This window comes from Marinospirillum perlucidum, from assembly GCF_003336805.1.
GTDB lineage: Bacteria > Pseudomonadota > Gammaproteobacteria > Pseudomonadales > Halomonadaceae > Marinospirillum > Marinospirillum perlucidum.
Window position 1 is genome coordinate 106,029 of sequence record NZ_QFWJ01000006.1, and the last position, 26,452, is coordinate 132,480.

Annotated in this window: 30 protein-coding genes; 1 reads left to right on the forward strand and 29 read right to left on the reverse strand. The window is 50.6% G+C overall.

Going from position 1 to position 26,452, the window contains the following annotated elements:
* Position 1: 1 nt before the first annotated feature.
* The 9 genes from DFK18_RS09440 to DFK18_RS09480 all read right to left on the reverse strand — a co-directional run bounded on the left by DFK18_RS09440 (position 2) and on the right by DFK18_RS09480 (position 13,959).
* Positions 2-1,507 (reverse strand): metallophosphoesterase, encoded by a 1,506-nt coding sequence (locus tag DFK18_RS09440; RefSeq protein ID WP_114418017.1) that lies wholly within the window; start codon positions 1,505-1,507, stop codon positions 2-4.
* Between the two features lie 459 nt (positions 1,508-1,966).
* A complete protein-coding gene (locus DFK18_RS09445) occupies positions 1,967-4,621 on the reverse strand; it encodes a DEAD/DEAH box helicase (protein WP_114418018.1) in 2,655 nt (884 codons plus the stop codon).
* Positions 4,618-6,252 (reverse strand): site-specific DNA-methyltransferase, encoded by a 1,635-nt coding sequence (locus DFK18_RS09450; protein WP_114418019.1) that lies wholly within the window; start codon positions 6,250-6,252, stop codon positions 4,618-4,620. Before DFK18_RS09450 ends, DFK18_RS09445 begins: the two co-directional genes overlap by 4 nt.
* Positions 6,253-6,531: 279 nt before the next feature.
* Positions 6,532-6,960: a hypothetical protein gene (locus DFK18_RS09455; RefSeq protein WP_114418020.1), complete on the reverse strand. Its 429-nt coding sequence runs from the start codon at positions 6,958-6,960 to the stop codon at positions 6,532-6,534.
* A complete protein-coding gene (locus DFK18_RS09460) occupies positions 6,953-8,947 on the reverse strand; it encodes an integrase (RefSeq protein ID WP_114418021.1) in 1,995 nt (664 codons plus the stop codon). Before DFK18_RS09460 ends, DFK18_RS09455 begins: the two co-directional genes overlap by 8 nt.
* Positions 8,944-10,506 (reverse strand): site-specific integrase, encoded by a 1,563-nt coding sequence (locus tag DFK18_RS09465; RefSeq protein ID WP_114418022.1) that lies wholly within the window; start codon positions 10,504-10,506, stop codon positions 8,944-8,946. The genes DFK18_RS09460 and DFK18_RS09465 overlap by 4 nt, the downstream gene beginning before the upstream one ends.
* Entirely contained in the window at positions 10,493-11,728 is a 1,236-nt protein-coding gene (locus DFK18_RS09470; protein ID WP_114418023.1) for a site-specific integrase, read from the reverse strand. Before DFK18_RS09470 ends, DFK18_RS09465 begins: the two co-directional genes overlap by 14 nt.
* A gap of 154 nt (positions 11,729-11,882) precedes the next feature.
* On the reverse strand, positions 11,883-12,548 hold the full coding sequence (locus tag DFK18_RS09475; RefSeq protein WP_114418024.1) for a single-stranded DNA-binding protein: 666 nt from the start codon (positions 12,546-12,548) through the stop codon (positions 11,883-11,885).
* 52 nt (positions 12,549-12,600) lie between these two features.
* Positions 12,601-13,959: an MFS transporter gene (locus DFK18_RS09480; protein WP_114418025.1), complete on the reverse strand. Its 1,359-nt coding sequence runs from the start codon at positions 13,957-13,959 to the stop codon at positions 12,601-12,603.
* A 148-nt stretch (positions 13,960-14,107) separates the two neighbouring features.
* Here DFK18_RS09480 and uvrA point away from each other — a divergent pair, with 148 nt between their 5' ends.
* Positions 14,108-16,927, forward strand: coding sequence for an excinuclease ABC subunit UvrA (uvrA, locus tag DFK18_RS09485; RefSeq protein WP_114418069.1), 2,820 nt, complete (start codon positions 14,108-14,110; stop codon positions 16,925-16,927).
* Between the two features lie 63 nt (positions 16,928-16,990).
* On the opposite strand, the gene rplQ is transcribed toward uvrA, so the two are convergent.
* The 20 genes from rplQ to rplP all read right to left on the reverse strand — a co-directional run bounded on the left by rplQ (position 16,991) and on the right by rplP (position 26,451).
* On the reverse strand, positions 16,991-17,371 hold the full coding sequence (gene rplQ / locus DFK18_RS09490; protein ID WP_114418026.1) for a 50S ribosomal protein L17: 381 nt from the start codon (positions 17,369-17,371) through the stop codon (positions 16,991-16,993).
* A 42-nt stretch (positions 17,372-17,413) separates the two neighbouring features.
* Positions 17,414-18,415: a DNA-directed RNA polymerase subunit alpha gene (locus DFK18_RS09495; protein WP_114418027.1), complete on the reverse strand. Its 1,002-nt coding sequence runs from the start codon at positions 18,413-18,415 to the stop codon at positions 17,414-17,416.
* 38 nt (positions 18,416-18,453) lie between these two features.
* Positions 18,454-19,074 (reverse strand): 30S ribosomal protein S4, encoded by a 621-nt coding sequence (gene rpsD / locus DFK18_RS09500; protein ID WP_114418028.1) that lies wholly within the window; start codon positions 19,072-19,074, stop codon positions 18,454-18,456.
* 12 nt (positions 19,075-19,086) lie between these two features.
* Positions 19,087-19,470, reverse strand: a complete 384-nt coding sequence (gene rpsK, locus DFK18_RS09505; RefSeq protein WP_091964905.1) for a 30S ribosomal protein S11 — start codon at positions 19,468-19,470, stop codon at positions 19,087-19,089.
* A gap of 55 nt (positions 19,471-19,525) precedes the next feature.
* Positions 19,526-19,882, reverse strand: a complete 357-nt coding sequence (rpsM, locus tag DFK18_RS09510; RefSeq protein ID WP_114418029.1) for a 30S ribosomal protein S13 — start codon at positions 19,880-19,882, stop codon at positions 19,526-19,528.
* 131 nt (positions 19,883-20,013) lie between these two features.
* Positions 20,014-20,127: a 50S ribosomal protein L36 gene (gene rpmJ, locus DFK18_RS09515; RefSeq protein WP_072326876.1), complete on the reverse strand. Its 114-nt coding sequence runs from the start codon at positions 20,125-20,127 to the stop codon at positions 20,014-20,016.
* Positions 20,128-20,154: 27 nt separating this feature from the next.
* Positions 20,155-21,486 (reverse strand): preprotein translocase subunit SecY, encoded by a 1,332-nt coding sequence (gene secY, locus DFK18_RS09520; protein WP_114418030.1) that lies wholly within the window; start codon positions 21,484-21,486, stop codon positions 20,155-20,157.
* 16 nt (positions 21,487-21,502) lie between these two features.
* Positions 21,503-21,937 carry a 50S ribosomal protein L15 gene (rplO, locus tag DFK18_RS09525; protein WP_114418031.1) on the reverse strand — a complete coding sequence of 145 codons (435 nt, stop codon included), beginning with the start codon at positions 21,935-21,937 and terminating at the stop codon, positions 21,503-21,505.
* 3 nt (positions 21,938-21,940) lie between these two features.
* Positions 21,941-22,120, reverse strand: a complete 180-nt coding sequence (rpmD, locus tag DFK18_RS09530) for a 50S ribosomal protein L30 (protein WP_114418032.1) — start codon at positions 22,118-22,120, stop codon at positions 21,941-21,943.
* Positions 22,121-22,123: 3 nt separating this feature from the next.
* Positions 22,124-22,624, reverse strand: a complete 501-nt coding sequence (gene rpsE, locus DFK18_RS09535) for a 30S ribosomal protein S5 (protein WP_114418033.1) — start codon at positions 22,622-22,624, stop codon at positions 22,124-22,126.
* Between the two features lie 11 nt (positions 22,625-22,635).
* On the reverse strand, positions 22,636-22,986 hold the full coding sequence (gene rplR, locus DFK18_RS09540) for a 50S ribosomal protein L18 (RefSeq protein ID WP_114418034.1): 351 nt from the start codon (positions 22,984-22,986) through the stop codon (positions 22,636-22,638).
* Positions 22,987-22,995: 9 nt separating this feature from the next.
* Entirely contained in the window at positions 22,996-23,532 is a 537-nt protein-coding gene (gene rplF / locus DFK18_RS09545) for a 50S ribosomal protein L6 (protein WP_114418035.1), read from the reverse strand.
* A gap of 11 nt (positions 23,533-23,543) precedes the next feature.
* A complete protein-coding gene (gene rpsH, locus DFK18_RS09550) occupies positions 23,544-23,936 on the reverse strand; it encodes a 30S ribosomal protein S8 (RefSeq protein WP_114418036.1) in 393 nt (130 codons plus the stop codon).
* 26 nt (positions 23,937-23,962) lie between these two features.
* Positions 23,963-24,268: a 30S ribosomal protein S14 gene (gene rpsN, locus DFK18_RS09555; RefSeq protein WP_114418037.1), complete on the reverse strand. Its 306-nt coding sequence runs from the start codon at positions 24,266-24,268 to the stop codon at positions 23,963-23,965.
* A gap of 10 nt (positions 24,269-24,278) precedes the next feature.
* A complete protein-coding gene (rplE, locus tag DFK18_RS09560) occupies positions 24,279-24,818 on the reverse strand; it encodes a 50S ribosomal protein L5 (protein WP_114418038.1) in 540 nt (179 codons plus the stop codon).
* Positions 24,819-24,835: 17 nt separating this feature from the next.
* Positions 24,836-25,153 (reverse strand): 50S ribosomal protein L24, encoded by a 318-nt coding sequence (gene rplX / locus DFK18_RS09565; protein ID WP_114418039.1) that lies wholly within the window; start codon positions 25,151-25,153, stop codon positions 24,836-24,838.
* A 15-nt stretch (positions 25,154-25,168) separates the two neighbouring features.
* Positions 25,169-25,537: a 50S ribosomal protein L14 gene (gene rplN, locus DFK18_RS09570; protein WP_072326865.1), complete on the reverse strand. Its 369-nt coding sequence runs from the start codon at positions 25,535-25,537 to the stop codon at positions 25,169-25,171.
* A 41-nt stretch (positions 25,538-25,578) separates the two neighbouring features.
* Positions 25,579-25,845, reverse strand: coding sequence for a 30S ribosomal protein S17 (gene rpsQ / locus DFK18_RS09575; RefSeq protein WP_114418040.1), 267 nt, complete (start codon positions 25,843-25,845; stop codon positions 25,579-25,581).
* A 1-nt stretch (position 25,846) separates the two neighbouring features.
* Complete coding sequence (rpmC, locus tag DFK18_RS09580) at positions 25,847-26,038, reverse strand: 50S ribosomal protein L29 (RefSeq protein ID WP_114418041.1); 192 nt, start codon at positions 26,036-26,038, stop codon at positions 25,847-25,849.
* Positions 26,038-26,451, reverse strand: coding sequence for a 50S ribosomal protein L16 (gene rplP, locus DFK18_RS09585; protein WP_114418042.1), 414 nt, complete (start codon positions 26,449-26,451; stop codon positions 26,038-26,040). The genes rpmC and rplP overlap by 1 nt, the downstream gene beginning before the upstream one ends.
* Position 26,452: the final 1 nt, after the last annotated feature.

Sequence of the window (26,452 nt, forward strand, 5' to 3'; positions counted from 1 at the left end):
CTTAGCCAAGCTCATTTGGAGCGTATTTTTCAGCATAAAAAACAAACAAGCCGTCAGGATTACTACTCAAACCATCCGGCACTGGTTGCATCTTACTGGCGCTAGAATCAACAGATGGAAACCAGCCAGCCCGGATGCCTCTCTCAGGCAAACCTTCGATCCAGGAAGAAAAACGCTCATCAAAAACGGTGTGCTTTCCATATATTATCAGGGGTGCCAGACTGGCGACCTTTTCGACCATCCAACGGTCTTTTTCTCGTGAAAAATTAAGGGAATCACTACTGGTCAAAATTCTTCTCTCTTCAAAACCCGCTTGCTTCGCACGCAGATACCATGGCTGACTAAAAGCAGTCGTCTTTCGTGAAATCGATAACACTTTAAACCCTGCATCTTTCGCATAATAAGGTACAGCCGAGTCAGGGCTATTTTTATGGCTCTCACTGACGAGTTGACACTCAAAATCTTGCTCACTGCTGAGTACACGCAACTCCCAACCAGGTTTGAATGGTTGTTTTTGAGCTTGATTTAAAAGGTCACGAATTCGAGGCAGATCGCTATCGTTATCCTGTCGAAAGAAAAGGGCTTCATAAGATCCGGTGCGCATCTTGACTCGTACACCACCGGGCAGGCTTACATCGCCGGATAAGTCCAGCATTTTTGTACCGCCACCTGGCAGGTCAACTGGATAAGAAAAGCCAGTCATGCATACCCTGTTTTGGGCTAACACATCATTTTCAGCTCTAGGGTAAAGCGGAAGATTTTTAATTTTCCCAAGCTCCACCAGCATCAGCTCAGCGGGCACAAAACTCGCATCGATATACACTCGATTTTCAAAACGATGAAAAGCGCCCAGAGCAGTCATCCGGGTCGCTGGTGTATGGCCAAATAAAGCGTAGTCCACGCCTCCTATCCTATGGCTCAGGGTGTCAGTGGATACAAGTGCGGCTTTGTAAATGGCCCAGGTCATCCAACTGCGTTCATGCTCCTTCTTTTCCGGGTCAGCAAGCAAGGAAGCCGCCTGGCTATAGTCAGTTTGTGCAAGCCGATGCCCCCCAGGCAAGTCCGCATGAGCAATCACAAAGCGCTGTCCTTGGTGAGTGACTTCAATAATCCAGGGAAGCTGCCTCAATCGGTCACGCAGCCTATAAAGTTCTTTTTCGGGTGCCTTGCGTACCCAATAGCCTCCTGCCCCCTGAATGTAGTCCTTCGCTTCTTGCGTACTCGGATTCTCGTCTTCTGCTAGATCGACAAACCCAGAAAAACCATCTAAAAACAATTGCTCATGGTTACCCCGAACCGAGAAAAACCAGGGCTCCTCAAGGAGGGCACCAAGAGCAAGAGAGTCTGGCCCACGATCAATGAAGTCACCACAACTAATGACACGGTCTCGGCTCGGATCGAAATCAACTAGGCGTAAGGCTTCCTGAAACTCACTGAACCGCCCATGAAGGTCACCGACAGCAAAGTCTCGGCCTTTGCAGTTTTCGGGCAACTTTAGAAAACTCATCTAAACAAACCCCTTTGACCAATTTATTTAGCGCTTTGATAAGCTCAGCCAATAGGAGCCTCTTAATCGCGACCTATGTAACGATCTCAATCGTTGGATTTTCCATTACCTAAGTGACATCCAGCTAAACCAAATCAAGGCAAGTGTCAGGCAGCGTCGCAACAGGGAAAGACATCCCGACAAAATCAGGTATCGATTCCAGGCTGGCTTTTGATAAATCGGGTCGGTAAGCGGCTTTTGTTGTTCCCTTGGCTCTTGGGTTCTTGGCTCTCTCCAAGCTTTTCTTGCGCACCCCTTCCCTTTCTTCCACTCATCTACAACTTAGCAAATTAACGAGATGTATTTTATTGTCGGGTACACCTAGGTAGGCAAAGCTGTACTGGCTAAGCGCCTTAAGTTCAGGCAAGTTACTGTGATACGAGTAGCGGCTTAACCCACAATTTCGTTGGGTTAAAGCCCCTAGTTTTTTAAACCATCAACCACCTGTGTTTTCACTTCCTTTGGATCTCCTTTTTCCATTGTCACCATAACAAATACGGCTTTGCCATTTGAAGCCTTAGCCCACTGTTGGCCGATCAGTTCTTTTTCACGGCTATCCCGGCTTTCTTCTGGTGTTCGGTCTTTGCCTTTGTACTCAACTACTAGCAAGCGTCCGTCTTCCATTAAAGCCACAAAATCAGGATAGAATTTGTCCGTTGAGGTCGGCAATGAAAAGGAGTTTTTATGCCTGCTGACATTTCGTGTCCAGTATTTCAGTCCCGGCAAGCTATCTAATGCAAAGGCGCATTTCACTTCCTCACCGCCATCCTTGCTGTCAAAAGTTGGCACTTCATCTGACCCCATAAAATGGCGTTTAAACTTATACATGCCACGGTACTTGGGTACATCAAAGTACATTTCATCAAAAAACCGGATACCGTCACTGAAAGAAACTTCAATACGTGCAGTTGAACCAAAAAGGTTCGCCTGGTAAACCTTGTTACGCTCTGCCTGGCGAAAGGCTTTGATTTTTTCGTTTAGCTTGCGTGCCAGTATAAATTTACAGCGCATCAGTTGGGCTAGCGGTATCTCTCTATCTCTGACTAGATGTGTTATAACATCGTTAAGCCAGGCTAGGAGTTCAGTTTGGCTGATCCAGGGATCTCGTACTTTCCCATCAAGCCACCTTACCAGTGCGCCTTGTGTCCAGTCTTCCACCTCTATATTGAGGGCAAGTTGCTCACTGCTATCTGCAGCCGCAATTGAAAGGCGGTTTCCATCCAGGTCAATCTCAAAAGTATTGGTGGTTTCGACTATATCAAACTCGGTTTTGGTTAACCTTACAGGGTGGTCGCTCAATGACCAATCGTGGTACTCCATCAGAATATCGGTTTCACCAAAGACCAGTTCGTCCTGCACATACGCCATTAGGCGCGGAATCGTGAATTCTTCACCTTTATGGGCCGGTGGTATCTGGTATTCGTGCTTTGTGTTATGCGCCTCAATATCTGCTTTAATTCTCTCTTTCAGTCGCTCTGGCGTACGCTTTATCACCTCTTCAGCTTCTGCGGGTTTTAGAAACCCTTCAATCTCTAAAACAGTTTTACCCGCTTCTTTTGATCGCAATTTGATTTTGCTGGGCATGGCCGCTGCAATGTTTTTCGCTTCGTCTTCGCTAGCGTCAATCTCCATCTCCATTGTTGGGCGTGGGCGTGTTTGGTGCCCAAAGAGTCCGTCATCTAGCCCTAGCTGTTCAGGTTCGATATTGCTTTCTGCTTCGCTCTCTTCAAAGCCCATATCAATCAGCTTGTCACGCAGTGCCATAGCTGCCTCTGAAAAGCTCTTTGATACCAGCTTGGCATAGGATTTATTAAGTGCTGGTTCTTTGCGTTTTTTTGCATAGGGCATCCGTAATACACGGCCAAGCAGTTGCTCGGCATCCGTTGCACTGCTGATATTCGCTAAAGAACAGAATACATAAGCAAAAGAACAGTCCCAGCCTTCTTTTAGCGCCTCTATGGTGATGACATACTCAATCGGGCAATCAGGTTTAAAAAGGTCGATTCCGTCTAAATCACGCTGTGCGCCGGTTGCTACTGCAATCTTTTCTGGATCGATATTTTCATTGTCGATCAAATGGCTGCGAAGCACCTCCACCGTCACCTCTCCACCTTTTTTCTGTGCTTGGAATAGCACGATAGGTCGAATATAACCTTCACGGTCTCGGTCAGCATGTTCTTGTAACTCTGCGCGCTTAAGAATCGCCGAGTTCACCGCACCCTGCCAGGTTTCTGCTTCATCCAGCACTACTGGCATTTTGATCATTTCTTCATCTTTCAGCTCTTGTGCTGTTACGGTGTGAAGAATGTTATTAAACCCCTTGGGCGTGGCGGTGAACTCGATCAAGGCGCTTGGGTTGATGCGTTCATAGACATCTTGGCTAAGCTTGGTTCCTGCTTTATGAGCCTCATCCATAATCACCAATGGCCGATGCAGGTGCATCAAATTAGCAAAACTGAACTTGATTCTACCCTTGCTCGGCTCTTCTTCATTTCTCTCTAGCCCCTGTGTATTAGGTGGTACAGTGCTGAAATGCCCTTCTAACATTTCATGGTGGGCATAAACCCTACGCCCATCCGTGTTGCTAACTCTCAAGGTTTGGATGGTGCCAACCACAACGCAAAGATTCGAGCGTAAATCGTGCGGCATTATCTGTGTGAAATCGCCTATATCGAACACACGAACGCGGCCCTCAAAAGCTTCATCCAGTGCCTTTCGATAGGGGTGACGGGGGTTTTTTAATGCTTCTGCGGTTTGCCGGCGTATCGTGTTCGTAGGAACTAGCCACAATACCAGCGGAAAGTCTTTTTCCACCCAGGCATCCTTGGCTACTGCAATTGAGTGTGCAGCAAGTATTGTTTTACCGCCCCCTGTTGGCAGGCGCAAACAAACATAAGGCACGCTAGGCAATGCTTTGATAGGCTCGTATTTACCACTATAACCCTTGAGTCGCTGAGCTATTTCGGGCTTTTTTGTGACCGCTTCATAGGCTGCTTTAGGTTCACTGGTACGGGCCTTTTCCAGAAAGTCTTTTAGCGTATTGAGTGAGCTTTTCTGGTATTCCTTCAGCTTCATTTCCGTGCCTTCACATCGTAGGGGGTTTGTTTGAACTCAATCTGTTCCGCCTTCAAGGTTGGCTCAGTAAGTGCGGTGCGTTCACCGTAAACAGTTAGTGGGCCAGTAAAATCACCCTGGGCGGCTCGGATCACGGCCAGCGTTTTACGGGTCAAGACATTACCGCCAGAGGCTGACTTATCACCAAGGATTCCGTTATAAAGCAGCGCATAGCCTTTGCCCTCATGCGCCCCAAGAAACGGGGTCAGGGGCTGGGGTTCCGTCCACGGGCTGCCGGTTTCCGCGAACCAGATATGAGCGGCAAACACGGGGAAGCGGATATCGGGCTGGATCTGGCCGTCCTCGGTAAAGACCGGCGGGCCGAGGCGGTAAAAGCGGAACCCGCCACCGCCTTGCCACTTCACTGCTTTTGAAATGCCCCCGTTTTCGCCTTCGATAACTTTCTGAAGGCGCGGGGCGCAATGCGTCACGGCATGATCACCACGTTCGATGCCAATCCATCGACGATTCATCTTATGAGCTACGGCTGCCGTTGTTCCAGAGCCGAGAAAGCTATCCAGCACTATATCGCCCGGTTTGGAGAACAGCTCGAAGACGCGCTTCACGAGCGCTTCGGGCTTCTTGCTCTTAGGGAACTTTACTTGCCCTTCATTGTGCAGGTTGTTCGACCGGAGGTCGTCCCAAAGGTTGGTCAAAGGCTCGCCAGCGACAAGTTGCCCGTCTATTTCCTTGAGCTTACTACGATAAAACAACCAACGCTTCCCGTTTTGAAGATAGATGTCTGGGTGGTTCTCCCGTTCTTGAAGAAAGAGGCGCCCCGGCTCTTGAAGCGATAGGTCGATCATATCCCGCGTTTCCTGACCGACGGCGTTGTAGTCAGGCGAAACAGGTTGAACAACTCGGTGCGAATTCTCGATGACAAAGTCGTTCAGCGCATTCTCGTATTCGTCGCCTAGCGATTTCTTATGCTCAGTAACCTTCATGTCTGCACTGGTCGCAAAAGCCCTAGTAAGGGGGATCAGCTTCCAGACCTGATAGGGTTCGTCATAGTTCTGGATAAACGATGAGTATCGCTTGTCCCGTTCCCGGCCTGTAAAGACACGATAGGGGGCCCATGCCTCAGACTTGTCCTTCGCATACATCAGAACATAGTTTGTTACGGTCACGAGGCCGGGGTTAATCGACTTATGCCCCACTGCCGCTCCTTGCACGAAGGTCGCAAGGTTCACCCTATTCGAGCGCCCAAAAATTTCGTCCATGATCACGATGAAGTAGGCGAGTTCCTCATCATCAAGATGGACAGCAACCGTTCCCCCTGGAGCTAAGAGCTCATGGATGAGCTGCATCCGGGGAACCATCATTCCGAGCCAAATTGAGTGCTCCAGATTATCGTCGTAGTGCTCAAATGCCTGGCCGGTGTTAAAAGGCGGGTCGATATAGATGCATTTCACTTGCCCAGCGTAGTAGGGCAGCAGCGCCTTCAAGGCATCCAGGTTGTCGCCTTGAATCAGCATATTGCCTGCTTCCTGGTCGCCATAGCCTAATTCAGGAACTTCTTCTAAAAGACGATAAGGCACCTTCTCAGCTGCCCTTATATCTTCTTCTCGTGTTAACCATTGTAAAATAGGCACTTGCTAAGTCTTTCCTTTATCCGTCTATACTCTAGATCATTCGCTCAAACAGCTGGCCTGATCGACACTGCAGCATACTACTGCTTATAAAAAGACTCCGTCTTGAAATACTGAACCATCAGGTTTTCAAAGCTAGTACCCTTGTCACGCTCGCTGAGTGTTCTTTTACGGAATTGCTGAAGTAGATGCTGAAGAGGAGTTTCCATTACAAATCCCTTAAAATATTGCTTGTGACCTATGTAACGACAAAGAGGTGAATGATCATTACTGTATTCTACATTAACGCATCTCACCATCGGTTCTGTCGCGGTCAATCAGTGGTAGGCGCTCATTCAAATCTTGCTCCGTCAAGCCGCGCTTGTAAGCATTGTATTGCCAGATCGCAAACATTTGCTTGTACTTCGCATTGATATCTTTGAGCATTTGGACTTCACGCTCAAGCCTGGCTATGCGCTCACCAGCAACCTTCAAACTTGATGGGCGTTTTTCTCCTTGAACCTTCTGCTTATGGCCTTTTTTAACTGACTGATAAGCTGACTTAATTTGCTCATGTGCATTCAGAGCTTGCCTGGTTGGCTGCCATCCAATTATAGGAGCAATTGCTTCAGCAATCGCATCCCAGGTGAGTTTTCCGCTATCAGCTTCCGACCAGCCTAAGATCAAGCTGACAATAGCCTCTATGTCTTTTCTTGTCAGTCGCTTAGCCAAGGCCGCCTCCTAGCAATTTCGTTGCTTCTGCGAGCATTTCAGGCTGCTCACTATCATTCCCAAGAGTCTCTGGAGACTTTTTATTGATCACTCTTTTCAACTGACTGAAATCATTGCCGCGCAGTTTGACCTGGGCTCCATCAGCAACACTTGGATCTTCAAGAATAGAGGCAAGCTCACGTAGACGGTGAAGCGTTTTCTCATGGTATTGATACCACCGATCAGCACCCATTTCACCATCATTCACCGACTGGGTTGCCACCTCAAAAAGTCGCTCGACTTTTGCTAAACGGGCTTTGATTCGCTCAAGATTTTCTGTATTGCCTTTGATGCATACCTGCTCAGTACAGTTAACGCAGTCTCGGTACTTCTCACATGGACTGATCGTGTAGTCATGAACACAGTAGCCATACTCGGTCACATGAGCAGCTGCCTGCGTCAACGCATTAAACTCTAAGGTTGAAACAGGCAGGTTTGCAGGGGCTTCACCGATCGGGCCAAACAGTTCTTTTGAAGGGTCAAAGCTTTCAGCCAAACTCACCAACTCATATTCGCTCATGTGGTTATACGTGCGATTCTGCTTAACATCCGCACGTCCTGACCACTTGGCAATCTCCAGGTTGGACAGCCCACCACGCTGGGCAATGGTGTTCAGCAGATGTCTTGCTTGGTGAGATGTCATTTTGAGGCGGCGGCCATCTGCATCACTATAACCGTGCCTATCGAAAATGCTTTTGTGCTTTTCACCTAACGTCTCTCTAGGGGTTAGGTCGTTATTGAAGAAGTTGTGACTTGGTTTGTGTAATTCGACCGGTATAGTAGGGCGATTACCGTGGAACTGATTTATGTTGAGTGCAAATAATGCATCTTTGTATTTAATTCCTATTTTTTTATCGAACCAGGGAAAATCAGAAGGCAAGTGCTCTAGCGCATGCGCCCATAGGCTATTTAGGGTATGAGCACCATCCTTGGGGGCAAGACCACGGTTCTGAAATGTCTTAAAACCGAGTGCCTGCTGAACCTGCTTCAGTGTCAGCGGCTCGTCGTCAGCAACCTCTGGACAGCTTTCATGCCGGTAAAATTTTTCAGGATGGTCTTCGATCCATGCAGCCAAGGCACGTGCATTAGCTGATAACTTTTTCAGTCGGCTAACGGCTTCTTTGGCGACTGAAACCATCTCTGAAGGAATCCATTTAATATCACCCTCAAAGCCTTTTCCAGAAAAGAATCGCCATCCATATCGCTCAACACCATCACGATCCACTTCAGTAATTTCACAATCGACTGGCAGAGCAAGAACCTCAGTAATGCGAGAAGGTGCTGACATCAACATTGCAAATACAGAGGTTGTAAAAATGTCACGCTCATCTGTTGGATTATTGGCAAATATTTCAGCGAGTGCTTCTAAAGCCAAATCATTAGGTAAGCGCTTGTCTCTCTGCTCGTTTCCCTGCTTCCCTGTTTTATTTCTATCATCTGGTCGCCGAATGGGTGACTGCCAGCCCAGGACAGGGCTAGGGACTAGCTTGTTATCGGAAACAAACTCACTCAGCCGCTGCAGCTCTCGGCCAGCATGGTAGCCACCACCTGCACCATAATGCTGTAAAACTAACTGAGCAGCCTCATCCAGCACACTATAGGAAAGTCCTTTGAGCGCAGCGGAGCCTGTCACCTGAAGCAACGCAGCTTCAAGTGCCCTGAGGGCTTTACCCTCATTTTTTGTACCTGTTGGCTTATGTCCTTGCTGATACCGAAAATAAGCCTTAGCAAACTCAATAAACTCGGCGTCCATGACTTCATCATCTTTCGGCTTGCGAGTTGTCACCCCGAGTTTTGCAAAAGTAGCAATTTTTGGCCAAGTGGCGAGATACCAAGGCAGATCTACACCAAAAACTGTGAGGTCATCCCGGCACTTCCTAATAAATTCTTCCAAGTTCTTTTCAGCGGTGAGTTCATCGCGTGGCTTGAATAAGAACACATTGCTCATTGAAGTGCTCCTTGCTCTTGCATAAGCTCAACCCGCCGACTTTCACAGCGCTGGATAACGTCAGCAACAGCAGTAATGCTTCGGTCAAGCGTTGCTGCAACCTGGAGGTCGCCTGTAATCTCAATCAACCTCTCACGCTCCCCTAAGAGGTGCTTATAGACTTCTTCATGCGGCCCATCAAGCCAAGGCTGGAAATGCATGCAGGTATAGCAGGGAATAGGAACATTGGCTCCGCAAAAACCATGTTCTCCGCACGTTCCAATTCCGCAGCCCTCTTCTGTCCTGACGCGACTTGTAGCGTCTTCACCTCTCTTGGCATCCTTTTCCGAGTCAACTAAAACACCCGCAAATGCCTGAGCATAAGGAGCCAACTGGAACCCAACAGCCTCATCTAGGCGTTTTACATGCTCTGGAATGTTTTTGATGTACACGCCTGCATTTTGAGTGTCTGAGTGATCTAGCAACTCCGCAATCACCAGCTCACCAAAACCCTCTCTGGCAGCGCGTGTTCCGGTTGTGTAGCGAAAACGGCGTGCATTTATAGCTAAGGGCTCACCAGTTCTCTCCGAGAAAATATCTGCTGCTGAAACTGCTTCCTGTATGACTTTAGTTATTCCCCTCGATACGATGTGGAGCTTATCTGTTTTAACTAGCTCTCTATATTCATCGATAAAGCTCAACTCTTGTAGTGCATCTTCGTTTGGAAACATTGGCAATTGCAGTTTTTCTTTTTCTGTCAGCGCAAACCCCAAGCTTTCTTCTGCTTTCTTAATAACAGACTGGACATGAGTGTTCACAACGACCCACAACTCTTCAGTCATCGCAAAAGCCTTAAAGCTATTTCTAAAACCGTCTCCCTGTTTGCCTCTTGGCACATTCAGAATGTAGTAGGGTTCGCCCTTGGTATTTGAGCCACAAATCAGATCAGCAACTCGCATGTGTGATATCTGAATGGGTCGACGTCCAGTGCTACTTGTAATTAAACAAATTGCAAGATCTGACAGAGTGATCAGATCTTGCTCGTAGGCCATGACAACACCCTCATTAAAAGATTGAAGTTCAGCATCCGATAGTGGCCCTTCTATTGGGTCCATCCTTTTTACTGCATCCCCTTTTATGCATCCTTTGATTCGCCATCCCTTTAGAAGCGTGATCACATCGTCGTTAATACCGGGATACCCAAGTTCGTGCCATTTTTTCAGAAAGGTACGTATTGTACCTAAGTGCCACTCATTTTTTTTAGTGAGCGAAGCGCGATAGTTAATAAGAGTGTCAGAATCGATTTGCTGCGCGCCGGTAGCTCTCATCATTGATAGACATTGCCTGCAAGCAATACTTGCGGAAACCGCCGAAAAATTCTCAGCATAGAAAGCCAGTGCCTGAATGAAGCCCTCACATGTTTCGTCATCTAAAAGCATTAATACTGGCTCTAGATTTATTTTTATATCTTTACTTAGAGTCCATATTTTATCATTTAAGCTGAAATCATACCCTTTATTAAACCCTTTCCTAGTTTTACTGGCACTGTCGCTTATGCCCGTATTTTCAGCCTTCACCATGATCAGCCTCCTTTGGGGCCCTGACACCTGAGCGTTCTTGCATTGCTAGTGATGCTTTATGCCCTGCTTGTTCAACAAACCGTCTGTTATACGTTGCTGCTGTTCCTGATCCCTGCTTCCAGCCCATCAGAAATGATCTTACCTGTTCTTGCTTTTCATGCGATGGTGAATCAGTCATTGCATCTAGCTTTTCCGAAAAATTTCTGTTCCACGTGTGGCGCAGCATGTGTCCGGTAATTTCACTTAATTCGGGAAACTGGCTTCTCAGGTCAGATACAACCTTCTGATAACCGCTGATTGATAGCGGCATACCACTGCTCGGGCCTTCTTTATGGGTCACCATCAAGTAGTCATGTTTACGTGCCCCAGGCACACTACGTCGATCTTTTGTGATGTAGCCATGCAGATCTTTCATCAGCAAGTCTGACAAGGGCAGGCGCCTACTTTGAGTTTTGGCATTGGGTGACTGAACTCGAACATCATCTTTGTCATCCGCACGGCGAACAATGGCCAATTGATTGCTATTAAAGTCAACATCCTGGATGCGTATGTTTAGTAGTTCACCTCGGCGAATGCCTAGATGTAGCAAAAGGAGAATAATCAGCTTGTTTCTGGCCTGCACCTTGCTACCAAATGGGTTTAGCTCTGAGCCTGGCCTGATCACCTCAAGCAAAGCCTCAATTTGACCATCATTGATTGACCGGTCTTTAGGGTTTCTGTTCTTCTTTTTCGGCCTACGCGCTCTAACCTGCTCAACCATACGCTTCAGGTTTGCTTGGAAGCTGTCAGAAGGGCTCGTGACCAATACGAGTGGAAGCCATTTCAGGTAATTTGCGATAGATGTTAAACGTGCGTACTGGGTTCCCAAGCAAACCCCTTCAGTTTTTTTTCGGAAGCTAGAAATACTAACAACCGTGGAGTCAGCATGATTCTTGCTGAGGTTTTTCTGGCAAAAGTCACGCAAATGATCAATTTCTTGAACGCTAAGACATTCCTGATTTCTCAGCCTGCTTTCCAGGTCAATCTCTTGTCTCTTGCAAAATGAGTAGAGTCCAACAAGGTGTGCAGCTTCGGCAGCCAAGGTTGAAGATGAAACGCTTCTGTTTCTTAACTGTGTCATCAGGTAGAGGTTCGGATAATATACTGGCAAGCCACTTTCCTTGGACACCATCAAGCTGTAGCGCTCACCGGTATCAAAAACAAAACTTGAGACGTGGAACATAAATTGCCAACACCTTTTTTACACTTTTACATAGTATCCATAACCTCTTAAGCCCCAGCAACCTCTTCTTTACATTAATTCCAATACAATAAAAAAAAGCCTGTTAATACAGGCCTTTAAGATAGATTTTTACTCTTTATATCTATGGTACATCCTAGAAGGGAATATCATCATCCATGTCATTAAAGCTGGGGGCACCGGGCGCTGGCTGCTGAGGCGGCTGACTTTGAGGCTGGCCACCCTGCTGGGGATAACCACCCGGCTGTTGATAGTTGGGCTGAGGTTGAGCCGGTGCCTGGTGCTGTGGAGGCTGTTGTGGCGCCGGTTGCTGCGGCGCGGCCTGAGGCATGGGCTGCTGTTGTGGAGCCGGCTGGCTATAGCCGCCCTGAGGCTGAGAGTAACCCTGTTGATTCTGTGGAGGAGCCTGGTTGTAATCCATGGGCGCAGCACGCCCGGCATTACCGTAAGCCTGGCCACCACCACCGGCTGAATCCAGCATCTGCATTTCGTTGGCGACAATTTCCGTGGTGTACTGGTCTACACCCTGTTGGTTCTGCCATTTCCGCGTTTGCAGCTTGCCTTCGATATAGACTTTACTGCCTTTTTTCAGATACTGACCAACGATCTCAGCCAGGCGGCCGAAAAAGACGACCCGGTGCCATTCGGTTCTTTCCTGCTGCTGACCAGTATTCTGGTCTTTCCATTGTTCGCTGGTGGCCACACTGACGTTAGCCACCTGTTTCTGGTTCTGGGTAAAACGTACGTCAGGGTCCTGCCCCAGATTACCGATCAAGATGACCTTATTGATGCCCCTTGCCATGGTGTGCTCCCCGGTTTTAAACCTGATTGTCTAAATAATGAATAACGAATAATTACTGGTTGGCCAACAAGCTGTCGAGCTCGTCTTCATCCAGTTTTTGCCGATCCAGCTTTAAATAGCCTGTGGCTTCTTCAGCCAGAAAAACCACTTCTTCAACACCTTCCAGCTGTTCCAGCCGCGCCTGGAAGGCCTGCAATTCTTCGCCGCTGACGACCGGCAGATGAAAAATTCTGCTGGAAAGATGACGCGGCTGCTGAAAACCCAGCAAACCCAAAAGCCATAGCAAACAAGCCAGGGCCGCTGCTGCCAGCAGGTAGTTGGCTCCCCAGGTATCCAGCACCCAACCCCCGGCCAGCCCCCCTACAAAGGCCCCCAAAAATTGGGAGGTGGAGTAAACCCCCATGGCAGTTCCCTTGGCCACGACCGGCGCCTGCTTACTGATCAGTGAAGGCAAGCTGGCTTCCAGCAGGTTAAACCCGATAAAAAAGACCCAGAGACCGGCCAGTAGCAACCAGCCACCCAGCAACAAGATTAGCAAGCCGGCAGCCAGAAGGACAAACCCGGTCAGGAGTAGCAACTTCATTTTATGCTGCTTCTCCCCGATCACGATCAGGGGGACCATGGCGACAAAACCCAGCAACATCGATACCAGGTAGATGATACCGTGCTCAGTCAGGGTCCAGCCCGCTTCCTGCAACAAGCCGGGCACGGCTACAAAAATAGCCGTCAATAAAAGATGCAGCAGGAAAATACTCAAGTCCAGACGCAACAATTGCGGTTGAGTCACCACAGCTTTTAATTGGCCCGGATCGATTCCGGCATCCAGGTGACGGCGGAGTTTAACCGGCGAAGGCACCCAGCGCCAGAGCACCAGCATACCCAAGAGGCTCAGCACGGCTGTCAGCCAGAAAAGACCCGAGAGACCAAACCAGCCAGCCAGCCAAGGGCCCAGCGCCATGGCAGCAATAAAAGCCAGACCGATACTTATGCCCACACTGGCCATGGCTTGAGTACGCTTTTCATCCCGAGTCAAATCAGCCAGTAGCGCCATGATCACACTAGCGATGGCTCCCATCCCCTGCAGCGCCCGCCCCAGAATAACCCAGCCCAGACTCTCGGCCTGGGCTGCCACCAGACTACCCAGAATAAAGAGAAGTAGCCCGAGATAAATCATGGGCTTGCGCCCGAAACGATCGGATAGCCAGCCAAAAGGCAACTGCAACAGGGCCTGGGTGAAGCCATAGATCCCGACTGCCAGGCCGATGGCCAGGGGGGTCGCCCCTTCGAAATCCACCAACAACAGAGGCATGACGGGCAGAACCATAAACAGCCCCAGCATGCGCAGTCCATAAAGACCGGCCAGGCCGCTTACTGCCCTGATTTCCAGGGATGACAGGGTATTGCTGGACATAGTGCTTCCGTTTGCAGAAAACCCGCTATTCTACCCTTCTGCAAGACGACTCACCAGCACCCCAACCTTTCTGATCCGGCTACAGACACAGACCTGTATAAAAACCTATAATAGTCGGTCGCATTAACGAGGAGGTGGCAAGGTGGCTCTGGACCGAATAAGTGTACGTGGGGCAAGAACCCACAACCTGAAGAATGTCTCCCTGGAGATTCCGCGCGACCAGTTGGTAGTGATTACCGGCTTATCCGGCTCGGGCAAATCCTCACTGGCTTTTGATACTCTCTATGCTGAAGGCCAGCGGCGCTACGTTGAATCCCTGTCGGCCTATGCCCGCCAGTTTTTATCCATGATGGAAAAGCCGGATGTTGACCACATCGAAGGGCTGTCCCCGGCCATCTCCATTGAACAGAAATCCACCTCCCATAACCCCCGCTCCACTGTGGGCACGATTACCGAAATCTATGATTACCTGCGCCTGCTGTATGCGCGCACCGGGATTCCCCGCTGTCCTGAACACCAGCAACCGCTGGTGGCCAAGACTGTCTCGGAAATGGTGGATGAAGTTCTTAATCTGCCCGAGGAGTCGCGCATTCTGATCCTCGCCCCGGTGATTCAGGATCGCAAGGGTGAACACCTGAACCTCTTGGCTGACCTCAAAGCCCAGGGCTTTATTCGCGCCCGTATTGATGGTGAAGTCGTCGAGCTGGATGAAGCTCCTGCGCTGGATAAAAAACGCAAGCACAGCATCGAAGTCGTGGTGGATCGCCTCAAGGTGCGTGAAGACCAGCAGCTACGTCTGGCTGAGTCTTTTGAAACCGCCCTGGCCCTTTCCGATGGACTGGCGGTGGTCAGCTTCATGCGTGGCGAGCAGGAGGATCTGCTCTTTTCCGCCAACTATGCCTGCTCGCATTGTGGCTATGCCCTGCCCGAACTGGAACCACGGATTTTCTCCTTCAACAATCCGGCCGGTGCCTGCCCTACCTGTGATGGCCTGGGCCACAAGGCTTTTTTTGATGAACAAAAACTGATCGTGTCGCCGGAACTATCATTGGCCGAGGGCGTGATCAAGGGGTGGGACAGACGCAACATCTATTATTTCGGGCTGCTAAAACACCTGGCCCAGCACTATGATTTTGCCCTGGAAACCCCCTGGAAGGAGCTGCCACGTAAAATCCAGAAGATATTGCTGGAAGGCAGCGGCAAGGAAGAGATCGATTTCAGTTACACCAGTGACCGCGGACGCAAGGTGGTCAAGGCGCATCCTTTCGAGGGTGTCCTGCCCAATCTGGAAAGGCGCTATCGGGAAACGGAATCCCAGAACCTGCGCGAAGAACTGGCCAAGCTACTGACCACCCATGCCTGCCCCAGCTGTCATGGCAGCCGTCTGCGTGAAGCCTCACGCAATGTGTTTGTGGGGGACGTCAATCTGCCCGAGGTCGTCAGAATGCCCCTGGGCGAAGCCAGTGATTACTTCGGCAACCTGAAGCTGGAGGGTCAACGCGGTGAGATTGCCGGGCGCATCCTCGTGGAAATCGTTGAGCGGCTGAATTTTCTGGTCAATGTCGGCCTGGATTACCTTTCCCTGGAGCGCAGTGCCGAAACCCTGTCCGGCGGGGAAGCGCAACGCATTCGTCTAGCCAGTCAGATCGGTGCGGGTCTGGTTGGTGTCATGTACATTCTTGACGAACCCTCCATCGGTCTGCATCAGCGTGACAACGAGCGACTTCTCAATACACTCACGCGGCTGAGAGACCTGGGCAATACCGTCCTGGTGGTGGAACATGATGAAGATGCCATCCGTCAGGCCGATCATCTAATCGATATCGGTCCCGGCGCTGGTGTCCATGGTGGGCAGATCGTGGCCCAGGGTACGCCGCAGGAGGTCATGCAGGCAGAAGGCTCGATAACCGCTGATTACCTGACCGGGCGCAAGAAAATTGAAGTACCCCAGGTACGCCATCTTCCCGAGGAAGGCCAGTCCTTGCGAATCCAGGGAGCTGCAGGCAACAATCTGAAGGACCTGGATGTCAGCATCCCTTTGGGCATTATGACCTGCGTAACCGGGGTCTCCGGCTCGGGTAAATCCACCCTGATCAATGCCACCCTCTATCCTCACGCAGCCCATGAACTCAATGGCAACAAAAGCCTGAGTCCCCACCCATTCAAGGCAATTCAGGGGATGGATCTTCTGGATAAGGTGATCGATATCGATCAAAGCCCCATCGGTCGCACACCAAGATCCAATCCGGCTACCTACACCGGCATCTTTACACCCATCCGCGAGCTTTTTGCCGGAACCCAGGAGGCCCGCTCACGCGGTTACAAGCCGGGACGCTTCAGCTTTAACGTCAAGGGTGGGCGCTGCGAAGCCTGCCAGGGCGATGGCCTGATCAAGGTGGAGATGCACTTCCTGCCCGATATCTATGTCCCCTGCGATGTCTGCAAGGGCAAGCGCTATAACCGGGAAACCCTGGAAATACGCTATAAGGGCAAAAGCATCCATGAAGTACTGGAAATGACCATCGAAGAAGCCCGAGAGTTCTTCACGGCCATTCCGGCAGTCGCGCGGCGTCTACAAACCCTGATGGATGTCGGGCTATCCTACATACGCCTGGGACAGAGTGCGACCACTCTTTCAGGTGGTGAAGCACAGCGCGTTAAACTGGCAAGAGAGCTGGCAAGGCGCGATACCGGCAAAACGCTTTATATCCTCGATGAACCCACGACCGGCCTGCATTTTGAAGACATCAAACAGCTCTTGGCTGTGCTCCATCGCCTGCGTGACCAAGGCAATACCCTGGTGGTTATTGAACATAATCTGGATGTCATCAAGACAGCAGACTGGATTATCGATATGGGACCGGAAGGCGGCAAAGGCGGCGGTCAGGTGATTGCCGAGGGAACCCCGGAGCAAGTGGCTAGCATTGAGGCTTCGCATACGGGGCGCTTTCTGGCGAGGATGCTGTAAAGCCGAAAAGCAGGCATAAAAAAACCGGCCAACAGGCCGGTTTTTTTTATACTGGAAAGTTGCTTATTCAGCATCTTCCTCAGCAACAGGACGGTCAACCAGTTCCACATAGGCCATGGGAGCCTGGTCGCCTGTACGCATGCCACACTTGAGGATGCGTACATAACCGCCTGGACGTTCAGCATAACGCTTGCCCAGTTCAGAGAAAAGCTTACCAACGGCAGCTTTAGAACCGGTACGAGCCATTGCCAAACGACGGTTAGCGACGTTATCTACCTTAGCCAGGGTAATCAGAGGCTCAACGACACGGCGCAGCTCTTTTGCCTTGGGCAGGGTAGTTTTGATGACTTCATGTTCAACCAACGAAACGCTCATGTTTTTAAACATGGACTTACGGTGGCTGCTGTTTCTGTTGAGTTTACGACCACTCTTACGATGACGCATTGTCGTTTATCCTTTCCAAACCTTGAGACTTGAAATGACGTTTTAGGCGCTGGCCTTATCGTCGTTCTTCAAACTGGCGGGTGGCCAGTTTTCTAACCGCATACCCAGAGACAAGGCTCGGGCGGCGAGAACGTCCTTGATTTCGGTCAGGGACTTTTTACCCAGATTAGGTGTCTTGAGCAGCTCGACTTCAGTGCGCTGGATCAGATCACCAATGTAGTAAATGTTCTCGGCCTTGAGGCAGTTGGCAGAACGCACAGTCAGTTCAAGGTCGTCTACCGGGCGAAGAAGTACTGGATCGATTTGATCTTCCTCTTCTTCGGGCTCTTGTTGCTTGTCTGTTTCCAGATCAACGAAGGCAGCCAGCTGCTCCTGGAGAATAGTCGCTGAACGACGAATGGACTCTTCAGGGTCCAGAGTGCCGTCAGTTTCCAGTTCAAGAACCAGCTTATCAAGGTCAGTACGCTGTTCAACACGTGCTGCTTCAACAGCATAGGCAACACGAAGAACGGGGCTGAAAGTGGCATCCAGAGCCAGACGACCGATGGGGCGGCTTTCATCATCATCCGCGACCCGGGCATCTGCTGGAACATAACCGCGTCCTTTTTGAACACGCAGTTGCATTTTCAGTTCAGCCCCTTCGTTGACGTGGGCGATAACCAAATCAGGATTAACGATCTCGAGATCGTGATCACCCTGGATATCACCCGCCGTTACAGGACCAGGACCTTGTTTTGTCAGCGTCAATACAGCTTCGTCACGGTTAAAGAGCTTAACCGCTACCTGTTTCAGGTTGAGCAGGATCTCGATTACATCTTCCTGCACACCTTCCAGGGCGCTGTACTCATGCTCGACGCCTTCGATCTCCGCTTCGACTATGGCACAGCCGGGCATGGAGGAAAGCAGGATACGACGCAGAGCATTCCCCAGGGTATGGCCGAAACCACGCTCGAAAGGTTCGAGAATGATTTTTGCTCGGGTCGGACTCAGGGTCTCGACTTTGATATCTCTTGGGCGAAGAAACTCTGTCACTGAACGCTGCATATGAACACCTGTTTGGCTGCCAGACGGTTACCCCAAGATTACTTGGAGTAAAGCTCGACGATGAGGTTTTCGTTGATTTCAGCTGAAAGGTCGGTGCGCTCAGGCACAGACTTATAAGTTGCTTCCAGCTTGTTGCCATCAACCTCGACCCAGGAAACGTCAGAGCGCTGAGAAGCCAGTTGCAGAGCGTTCTTGATACGCAGCTGCTGTTTGGCCTTTTCACGCACGGCAACGACATCACCGGGCTGAACCTGGTAAGACGCAACATTAACGGTCTTACCATTAACTGTCAGGGCCTTGTGGCTGACCAGCTGGCGTGCTTCTGCACGAGTGGAGCCAAAGCCCATGCGGTAAACCACGTTATCCAGACGTGATTCCAGCAGCTGCAGCAGGTTTTCACCTGTTGCGCCCTTCATGCGGGCAGCTGCTTTGTAATAATTACGGAATTGCTTTTCCAGAACACCGTACATACGACGGACTTTCTGTTTCTCGCGAAGTTGCAGACCATAGTCTGAAAGGCGCGAACGACGCTGACCGTGCTGACCGGGAACTGCTTCTGATTTACACTTCTTCTCAAAAGGAGTTACACCGCTCTTCAGCAGCAGATCAGTACCCTCACGGCGTGAGAGCTTACACTTGGGACCTAAGTAACGTGCCATGAATCTGCCTCCTTATACGCGGCGTTTCTTCGGTGGACGACAACCGTTGTGTGGAATCGGGGTCACATCGGTAATGTTGGTGACCTTGAAACCAGCAGCGTTCAGGGCGCGAACGGCAGATTCACGGCCAGGACCAGGGCCCTTAACCATAACGTCGACGTTCTTCAGACCATACTCGGCTGCCGCTGTAGCGGCACGTTCACTCGCGACTTGCGCTGCGAACGGGGTGCTCTTGCGAGAACCACGAAAACCCGAACCACCGGCAGTAGCCCAGGAAAGGGTATTGCCCTGGCGGTCAGTTATCGTAATGATGGTGTTGTTAAAAGAGGCATGGATATGGGCAACGCCATCCACCACCGTCTTTTTAACTTTTTTACGAGTACGCGGGTTAGCCATAGTATCTTAATTTCCTGATTTTCGCGGGACCACACCCTAACGGTGTGGTGCCAGCTTATTTGCGAATAGGTTTACGCGGTCCTTTACGGGTACGCGCATTGGTTTTAGTGCGCTGACCACGAACCGGCAGGTTGCGGCGGTGGCGAATACCACGGTTACAACCCAGATCCATCAGACGCTTGATGTTCAGCGTAGTTTCACGACGCAGGTCACCTTCAACAGTGAAAGTACCCACGGCAGTACGCAGTTTGTCCAACTCGTCAGTCGACAGGTCGGCAATTTTACGATTAGGTTCAATACCGGACTCAGCACAGATCTTCTGGGCACGGGTTTTACCGATACCGAAGATGTAGGTCAGGGAGATGACCGTATGTTTGTTGTCCGGAATGTTGACACCAGCAATACGTGCCATTCACTTTACTCCGATTCCAAACAGGCAAAAGCCTGTTACAGTTTTTATGTCCATAAAGGGCGCAAAAGCTTACCCCCTGATAAAAAAAATATCAAGGGGTAGGCGCAACCTTTATGGTCCTGTCCAGGGAATTAACCCTGGCGCTGCTTGTGACGTGGCTCGATGCAGATTACACGAACAGAACCACGACGACGAATGATCTTACAGTTACGACAGATCTTCTTAACAGATGCACGAACTTTCATCTTCTACTCCGTTCCCCTCAGCTAGGATCACCGCCGGCGACCATAACCTTTCAGGTTGGCTTTCTTAAGCAAGGACTGATTCTGGTATTGATGCGACATCAAGTGTGACTGCAGTTGTGCCATGAAATCCATTACCACGACCACGACAATCAGCAAGGATGTGCCGCCAACGTAGAAGGGAATATCCCAGGCAACCTGCAGGAACTGAGGCATCAGGGAAACAGCCGTAATATACAGTGCCCCAAACAGGGTCAGGCGTGTTACTACCCCATCGATATATTTTGCTGTCTGTTCACCTGGACGAATACCGGGTAAAAAGGCACCTGATTTCTTCAGGTTTTCAGCAATTTCCTTGGGGTTGAACATGAGTGCTGTATAAAAGAAGCAGAAGAATACAACACTGAGTGCAAAAAGCAAGATATAGAGCGGAGCACCTGGCGAAAGGAGTTGCGCCAGATCCTGCATCAGACCCATACCTTCTGCACTACCGAACCACTGACCTAAGGAGGCAGGGAACAACAGGATACTTGAAGCAAAAATGGGCGGAATAACACCGGCCATGTTCACTTTAAGCGGGAGATGGTTAGACTGGGCGGCATACATCTGATTGCCAACCTGGCGCTTGGCGTAGTTGACTGTGATACGGCGCTGACCACGTTCCATGAAAACAACAAACGCGATGGTTGCAATACCCAGCACACCAATGACCAGCAGAGGAATCAGATTCCAGCTGCCTTCGCTGCGTGCAATCTCCAGCGAGCTACCTATGGCACCGGGCAGACCTGCCACTATGCCAGAGAAGATCAACAGGGAAATACCGTTGCCGATACCCCTTTCAGTAATCTGCTCACCGAGCCACATCAGGAAGACGGCACCACTAACCAAGGTCGTTACCGCGACAAAGTAAAACCCGAAGTCCGCCATGTAGACGACACCACTTTGTCCTGCCAGACCCACTGACATGCCGATTGCCTGCAGAAATGCCAGTGCCACCGTGCCATAACGGGTGTACTGGTTGATCTTGCGGCGCCCGGCCTCACCTTCTTTTTTCAAAGCTTCCAGCTTGGGTGTCACTGCTGTCAGCAATTGCATGATAATCGAGGCGGAGATATAGGGCATGATGCCCAGCGCCAGGATACTCATGTTTTCAAGAGCACCACCCGAGAACATGTTAAACATGTCAAGAATGGTGCCCTTGTTTTGTTCGAAGATGGCAGTAAGCTGGTCAGGATTGATACCAGGAACGGGTACGTGAGCACCAATGCGATACACAATGATCGCAAGGATGACAAAACGTAAGCGGGCCCAAACTTCGCCGAGTCCGCTTTGATTACCTGGTATGGATCCTGGTTTTGCCATTTCGTCCTCGACTTACTTAGTCTTCGACTTTACCGCCAGCCGCTTCAATGGCCGCACGAGCACCCTTAGTGGTCTTGAGACCCTTAACGGTAACTGCGCGGTTGATTTCGCCGGACAGAATCACTTTAACGTACTGGATGGAGTTCTTGATCACATCAGCCGCTTTCAGTGTTTCCAGAGTGACCTCGTCACCTTCAACCAGTCCGATTTCATGCAGACGCACTTCAGCACTCAGAGGCGCCTTGTGCGAAGTGAAACCAAACTTGGGCAGACGACGCTGCAAGGGCATTTGACCGCCTTCAAAACCCGGCTTCACAGTACCGCCGGAGCGAGACTTCAGACCCTTGTGGCCGCGACCGCCGGTTTTACCCAGGCCACTACCGATACCACGACCAACGCGGCGAGCGTCGGTCTTGGAGCCCGGTGCCGGGCTCAGATCGTTCAGATGCATGACTTATGCTCCTTCAACTCGCAGCAGATAGTTGACCTTATTGATCATGCCACGTACTGCGGGAGTGTCTTCCAGTTCTACCTGGTGGCCAATACGGCGCAGACCCAACCCTTTCACACAAAGCTTGTGCTTGGGCAGAATTGAAATGGGGCTGCGTACCAGAGTTACTTTAATTTTCGCCATGGTTTACCCCAGAATCTCTTCTACGGTCTTGCCGCGTTTTGCGGCTATGTCTTCTGGCGCGCGCATAGCAGCCAGACCCTTAACCGTGGCACGTACCACGTTTACTGGATTGGTTGAACCGTAACACTTGGCCAGTACGTTGTGTACACCAGCCAGTTCCAGTACGGCGCGCATCGCACCGCCGGCAATGATACCGGTACCTTCGGATGCAGGCTGCATGAATACTTTGGAAGCACCATGAGCTGCACGTACAGGATACTGAAGAGTGGTACCGTCCAGCTGGACGCTTACCATGTTACGGCGAGCCTGTTCCATTGCCTTCTGGATCGCAACAGGCACTTCACGTGCCTTACCGCGACCAAAGCCAATGCGACCCTTGCCGTCGCCAACTACAGTCAAGGCGGTAAAACCGAAAATACGGCCACCCTTAACTACTTTGGCGACACGGTTAACCTGGACAAGCTTTTCTTGCAGGTCACCGGCTGTCTTATCAATATTCGCCATCGTCACACCCTTTAGAATTCCAGGCCGCCTTCACGAGCCGCATCAGCCAGGGCTTTTACGCGACCATGATATTTGAAACCACCGCGGTCAAAGGCAACAGTTTCAATACCTGCAGCTTTGGCTCTTTCGGCGATCAACTTGCCAACCTTGGTGGCGGCTTCGATATTACCTGTCGCACCGCTGCGCAGACTGCTATCCAAAGTGGAAGCGCTGGCAAGAACCTGGCCTCCATCGGCGGAAATAATTTGCGCATAAATGTGCCGCGGAGTGCGGTTCACGCACAGGCGAATCGCACCCAGCTCGCGAATTTTGGCGCGGGCACGGCGGGCACGACGTAAACGAGATTCTTTCTTCGCGTTCATAACCCTGCCTTACTTCTTCTTGGCTTCTTTACGACGAACCATCTCGTCGCTATAGCGGATGCCCTTGCCTTTATAAGGCTCTGGACGGCGATAACTGCGAATCTCAGCAGCACACTGGCCAAGCAATTGCTTGTCCGCACCTTTCAGTACGATTTGTGTGTTGCTGGGCGTTTCTGCAGTCACACCGGCAGGAAGGGTATATTCCACCGGATGGGAGAAGCCCAAGGTAAGATTGATGGTTTGCCCTTTGGCTTGTGCACGATAACCCACACCATTGATTTCCAAAGACCGTGTAAAGCCAGTGGAAACGCCAGTCACCATATTGTTGACCAGTGCGCGGATTGTACCTGCATGAGCCCAGGCAGCTCGGTTGTTAGGGTTACCAGCAGCAACCGTCACAGTTTTGTCTTCGACCTGCATTTCAACAAGCGGATGCAGATCCAGCTCAAGAGTGCCATTGGCGCCCTTGACAGTTACCTTGCGGTCATTGAGCTTCAGCTCAACGCCTGCTGGTAGTTCAATCGGTTTCTTTGCTACGCGGGACATTATACTCTCCCTTAGAACACGGTGCAGATGACTTCGCCACCGACACCGGCCGCACGTGCTGCACGATCACTCATTACACCACGCGAAGTGGAAATGATCGCTACGCCCAGGCCGCCGGCAACTTTAGGCAGTTCGCTTTTGCCTTTGTAGCTACGCAAACTGGGTTTGCTTACACGTTCGATCTTCTCGATGACCGCTTTGCCTTCAAAATATTTCAAAGTCACAGTCAGTTCAGGCTTTACATCACCCTGGACCTGGTAGTCCACGATGAAACCCTCTTCTTTAAGCACCCGGGCAACTTCAACCTTCATCTTGGAAGACGGCATGGTAACCGTTTCCTTAGTTGCCATCTGTGCATTGCGAATACGGGTGACCATATCCGCCAGGGTGTCTTGCATGCTCATTCGCTTTGCACTCCTGGATCCTAAGCTTACCAGCTGGACTTACGCAGGCCAGGCACGTCACCACGCATAGCTGCTTGACGCAGTGCGTTGCGGCTCAGGCCGAACTTGTTATAAAAACCATGCGGACGCCCGGTTGAACGGCAGCGGTTACGCTGACGAACAGGACTGGCATCGCGTGGCATCTTTTGCAGTTTTTGCAATGCTTCCCACTGCTCTTCTTCGGAAGAGTTAGGGTTAACAATGATCGCTTTCAGCTCTGCACGCTTGGCTGCATACTTATCAACCAGTTTGGCGCGCTTGAGCTCGCGTTGAACCATGGAAACCTTCGCCATGTCTTTCCCCTTACTTCTTGAACGGGAAGCCGAGCGCAGTCAGTAGCGCACGACCTTCGTCATTGTTACGGGCAGTTGTGGTGATGGTTACGTCCAGGCCACGCACCCTGTCGACTTTATCATATTCGATTTCAGGGAAAATGATCTGCTCACGCACACCCATGCTGTAGTTACCACGACCGTCAAAAGACTTGGGACTCAAGCCACGGAAGTCACGAATACGAGGAATCGCAATATCCACCAAACGATCGAGGAATTCCCACATGCGCTCGTGGCGCAGGGTCACCTTGCAACCAATGGGCCAGCCTTCACGAACTTTGAAGCCCGCGATCGACTTACGCGCCTTGGTCACAACAGGCTTTTGCCCGCTCAATTTTTCCAGATCTGCAACGGCGTTCTCGATCAGCTTTTTATCGCTGAGTGCTTCACCAAGACCCATGTTCAGGGTGATTTTGGTAACGCGTGGAACTTCCATCACATTTTTCAAACCAAACTCTTCTGTCAGCTTGGCTACTACTTCTTCACGGTAAAGCTCTTTCAATCTAGCCATGCTGTTACCTGACTTGATTAGGAGTCGATCTCAGCTTGAGTCGACTTAAAAATACGTACCTTGGAACCGTCGTCCAGGACCTTGAACCCTACTCGATCTGCCTTGCCAGTTTCTTTATTGAAAATGGCAACGTTGGAGGCATGAATCGGAGCTTCACGCTCGATAATGCCACCAGGCTGATTGGCATAGGGGTTTGGGCGTGTGTGGCGCTTGATCATGTTAACTCCGGACACAACAAAACGGTTGTCCTTGAGTACACGCTTAACAGTGCCACGCTTACCCTTGTCTTTGCCTGCGATGACGATCACTTCATCGTCACGTTTAATTTTACGCATAACCGGCCTCGCTCCTTACAGCACTTCGGGTGCCAAGGAAATGATCTTCATGAACTTGTCGCCACGCAGCTCACGGGTTACCGGCCCGAAAATACGGGTGCCCATAGGTGCGTCTTTGTTATCCAGAATGACAGCAGCATTGCCGTCAAAACGAATAGCAGAGCCGTCAGGACGGCGAACCGGTGCCTTGGTGCGGACTACCACAGCCTTCAGAACCTGGCCTTTTTTCACCTTGCCACGCGGAATGGCATCTTTGACGGTGACCTTAATAATGTCACCAACACGTGCATAGCGACGGTGGGAACCACCGAGCACCTTGATGCACATGACGCGACGCGCGCCGCTGTTGTCGGCAACATCCAGCATTGATTGCGTCTGAATCATTTGTTATCTCCAAACTTTAAGCGTTCAGAGTCTGAGTCACCTCAGACCTCTTTAGCACGCTCAACAATCTCGACCAGTTTCCAGGTTTTCGTCTTAGACAGCGGACGGCTTTCCTGGATGGTTACGGTGTCACCCATGCGAGCATCATTGGACTCGTCATGTGCATGTAGCTTAGTGGAGCGACGAACGTATTTGCCGTACAGAGGGTGAGCAACACTACGCTCGACCATAACTGTTACAGTTTTATCCATTTTATCGCTGACCACCTTACCGGTGACAGTTCTGGCTTTCTTTTCGACTTCGGCCATTTTAATTACCTGCCTTATCGTTGAGCACGGTTTTAATCCGAGCCACATCGCGACGCAGCTGCTTCAGCAGATGTGTCTGACCCAGCTGGCCGGTCACTTTACGCATGCGCAGTTGAAACTGTTCACGCAGCAGACCTTGCAGCTGTTCATTGAGCTCGTCAGCGGATTTCTCGCGCAGTTCTTGAGCTTTCATTACATCACCGTCCGTTTAACAAAAGTTGTCGGAATAGGAAGCTTGGCACCTGCGAGGGTGAAGGCCTGGCGAGCAAGCTCTTCAGATACACCTTCAACTTCGTAAAGTACCTTGCCGGGCTGGATGAGGGCGACCCAGTATTCTACGTTACCCTTACCTTTACCCATACGAACTTCCAACGGCTTTTCTGTAATCGGCTTATCAGGAAAAACCCGGATCCAAATTTTACCACCACGTTTAATGTGACGGGTCATAGTACGACGCGCCGCCTCAATCTGGCGGGCAGTCAGACGACCACGACCTGTGGCTTTCAGACCGAATTCACCAAAGCTGACCTTATTACCGCGATTTGCCAGGCCACGGTTACGGCCAGTGTGCATCTTGCGGAATTTTGTACGCTTGGGCTGTAACATC

What these genes read in the sequence shown, in the direction of transcription:
- DFK18_RS09440 (WP_114418017.1), bottom strand. Translation starts at nt 1,507, where the DNA reads ATGAGTTTTCTAAAGTTGCCCGAAAACTGCAAAGGCCGAGACTTTGCT.
- DFK18_RS09445 (WP_114418018.1), bottom strand. Translation starts at nt 4,621, where the DNA reads ATGAAGCTGAAGGAATACCAGAAAAGCTCACTCAATACGCTAAAAGAC.
- DFK18_RS09460 (WP_114418021.1), bottom strand. Translation starts at nt 8,947, where the DNA reads ATGAGCAATGTGTTCTTATTCAAGCCACGCGATGAACTCACCGCTGAA.
- DFK18_RS09465 (WP_114418022.1), bottom strand. Translation starts at nt 10,506, where the DNA reads ATGGTGAAGGCTGAAAATACGGGCATAAGCGACAGTGCCAGTAAAACT.
- DFK18_RS09470 (WP_114418023.1), bottom strand. Translation starts at nt 11,728, where the DNA reads ATGTTCCACGTCTCAAGTTTTGTTTTTGATACCGGTGAGCGCTACAGC.
- DFK18_RS09475 (WP_114418024.1), bottom strand. Translation starts at nt 12,548, where the DNA reads ATGGCAAGGGGCATCAATAAGGTCATCTTGATCGGTAATCTGGGGCAG.
- DFK18_RS09480 (WP_114418025.1), bottom strand. Translation starts at nt 13,959, where the DNA reads ATGTCCAGCAATACCCTGTCATCCCTGGAAATCAGGGCAGTAAGCGGC.
- rplQ (WP_114418026.1), bottom strand. Translation starts at nt 17,371, where the DNA reads ATGCGTCATCGTAAGAGTGGTCGTAAACTCAACAGAAACAGCAGCCAC.
- DFK18_RS09495 (WP_114418027.1), bottom strand. Translation starts at nt 18,415, where the DNA reads ATGCAGCGTTCAGTGACAGAGTTTCTTCGCCCAAGAGATATCAAAGTC.
- rpsD (WP_114418028.1), bottom strand. Translation starts at nt 19,074, where the DNA reads ATGGCACGTTACTTAGGTCCCAAGTGTAAGCTCTCACGCCGTGAGGGT.
- rpsK (WP_091964905.1), bottom strand. Translation starts at nt 19,470, where the DNA reads ATGGCTAACCCGCGTACTCGTAAAAAAGTTAAAAAGACGGTGGTGGAT.
- rpsM (WP_114418029.1), bottom strand. Translation starts at nt 19,882, where the DNA reads ATGGCACGTATTGCTGGTGTCAACATTCCGGACAACAAACATACGGTC.
- rpmJ (WP_072326876.1), bottom strand. Translation starts at nt 20,127, where the DNA reads ATGAAAGTTCGTGCATCTGTTAAGAAGATCTGTCGTAACTGTAAGATC.
- secY (WP_114418030.1), bottom strand. Translation starts at nt 21,486, where the DNA reads ATGGCAAAACCAGGATCCATACCAGGTAATCAAAGCGGACTCGGCGAA.
- rplO (WP_114418031.1), bottom strand. Translation starts at nt 21,937, where the DNA reads ATGCATCTGAACGATCTGAGCCCGGCACCGGGCTCCAAGACCGACGCT.
- rpmD (WP_114418032.1), bottom strand. Translation starts at nt 22,120, where the DNA reads ATGGCGAAAATTAAAGTAACTCTGGTACGCAGCCCCATTTCAATTCTG.
- rpsE (WP_114418033.1), bottom strand. Translation starts at nt 22,624, where the DNA reads ATGGCGAATATTGATAAGACAGCCGGTGACCTGCAAGAAAAGCTTGTC.
- rplR (WP_114418034.1), bottom strand. Translation starts at nt 22,986, where the DNA reads ATGAACGCGAAGAAAGAATCTCGTTTACGTCGTGCCCGCCGTGCCCGC.
- rplF (WP_114418035.1), bottom strand. Translation starts at nt 23,532, where the DNA reads ATGTCCCGCGTAGCAAAGAAACCGATTGAACTACCAGCAGGCGTTGAG.
- rpsH (WP_114418036.1), bottom strand. Translation starts at nt 23,936, where the DNA reads ATGAGCATGCAAGACACCCTGGCGGATATGGTCACCCGTATTCGCAAT.
- rpsN (WP_114418037.1), bottom strand. Translation starts at nt 24,268, where the DNA reads ATGGCGAAGGTTTCCATGGTTCAACGCGAGCTCAAGCGCGCCAAACTG.
- rplE (WP_114418038.1), bottom strand. Translation starts at nt 24,818, where the DNA reads ATGGCTAGATTGAAAGAGCTTTACCGTGAAGAAGTAGTAGCCAAGCTG.
- rplX (WP_114418039.1), bottom strand. Translation starts at nt 25,153, where the DNA reads ATGCGTAAAATTAAACGTGACGATGAAGTGATCGTCATCGCAGGCAAA.
- rplN (WP_072326865.1), bottom strand. Translation starts at nt 25,537, where the DNA reads ATGATTCAGACGCAATCAATGCTGGATGTTGCCGACAACAGCGGCGCG.
- rpsQ (WP_114418040.1), bottom strand. Translation starts at nt 25,845, where the DNA reads ATGGCCGAAGTCGAAAAGAAAGCCAGAACTGTCACCGGTAAGGTGGTC.
- rpmC (WP_114418041.1), bottom strand. Translation starts at nt 26,038, where the DNA reads ATGAAAGCTCAAGAACTGCGCGAGAAATCCGCTGACGAGCTCAATGAA.
- rplP (WP_114418042.1), bottom strand. Translation starts at nt 26,451, where the DNA reads ATGTTACAGCCCAAGCGTACAAAATTCCGCAAGATGCACACTGGCCGT.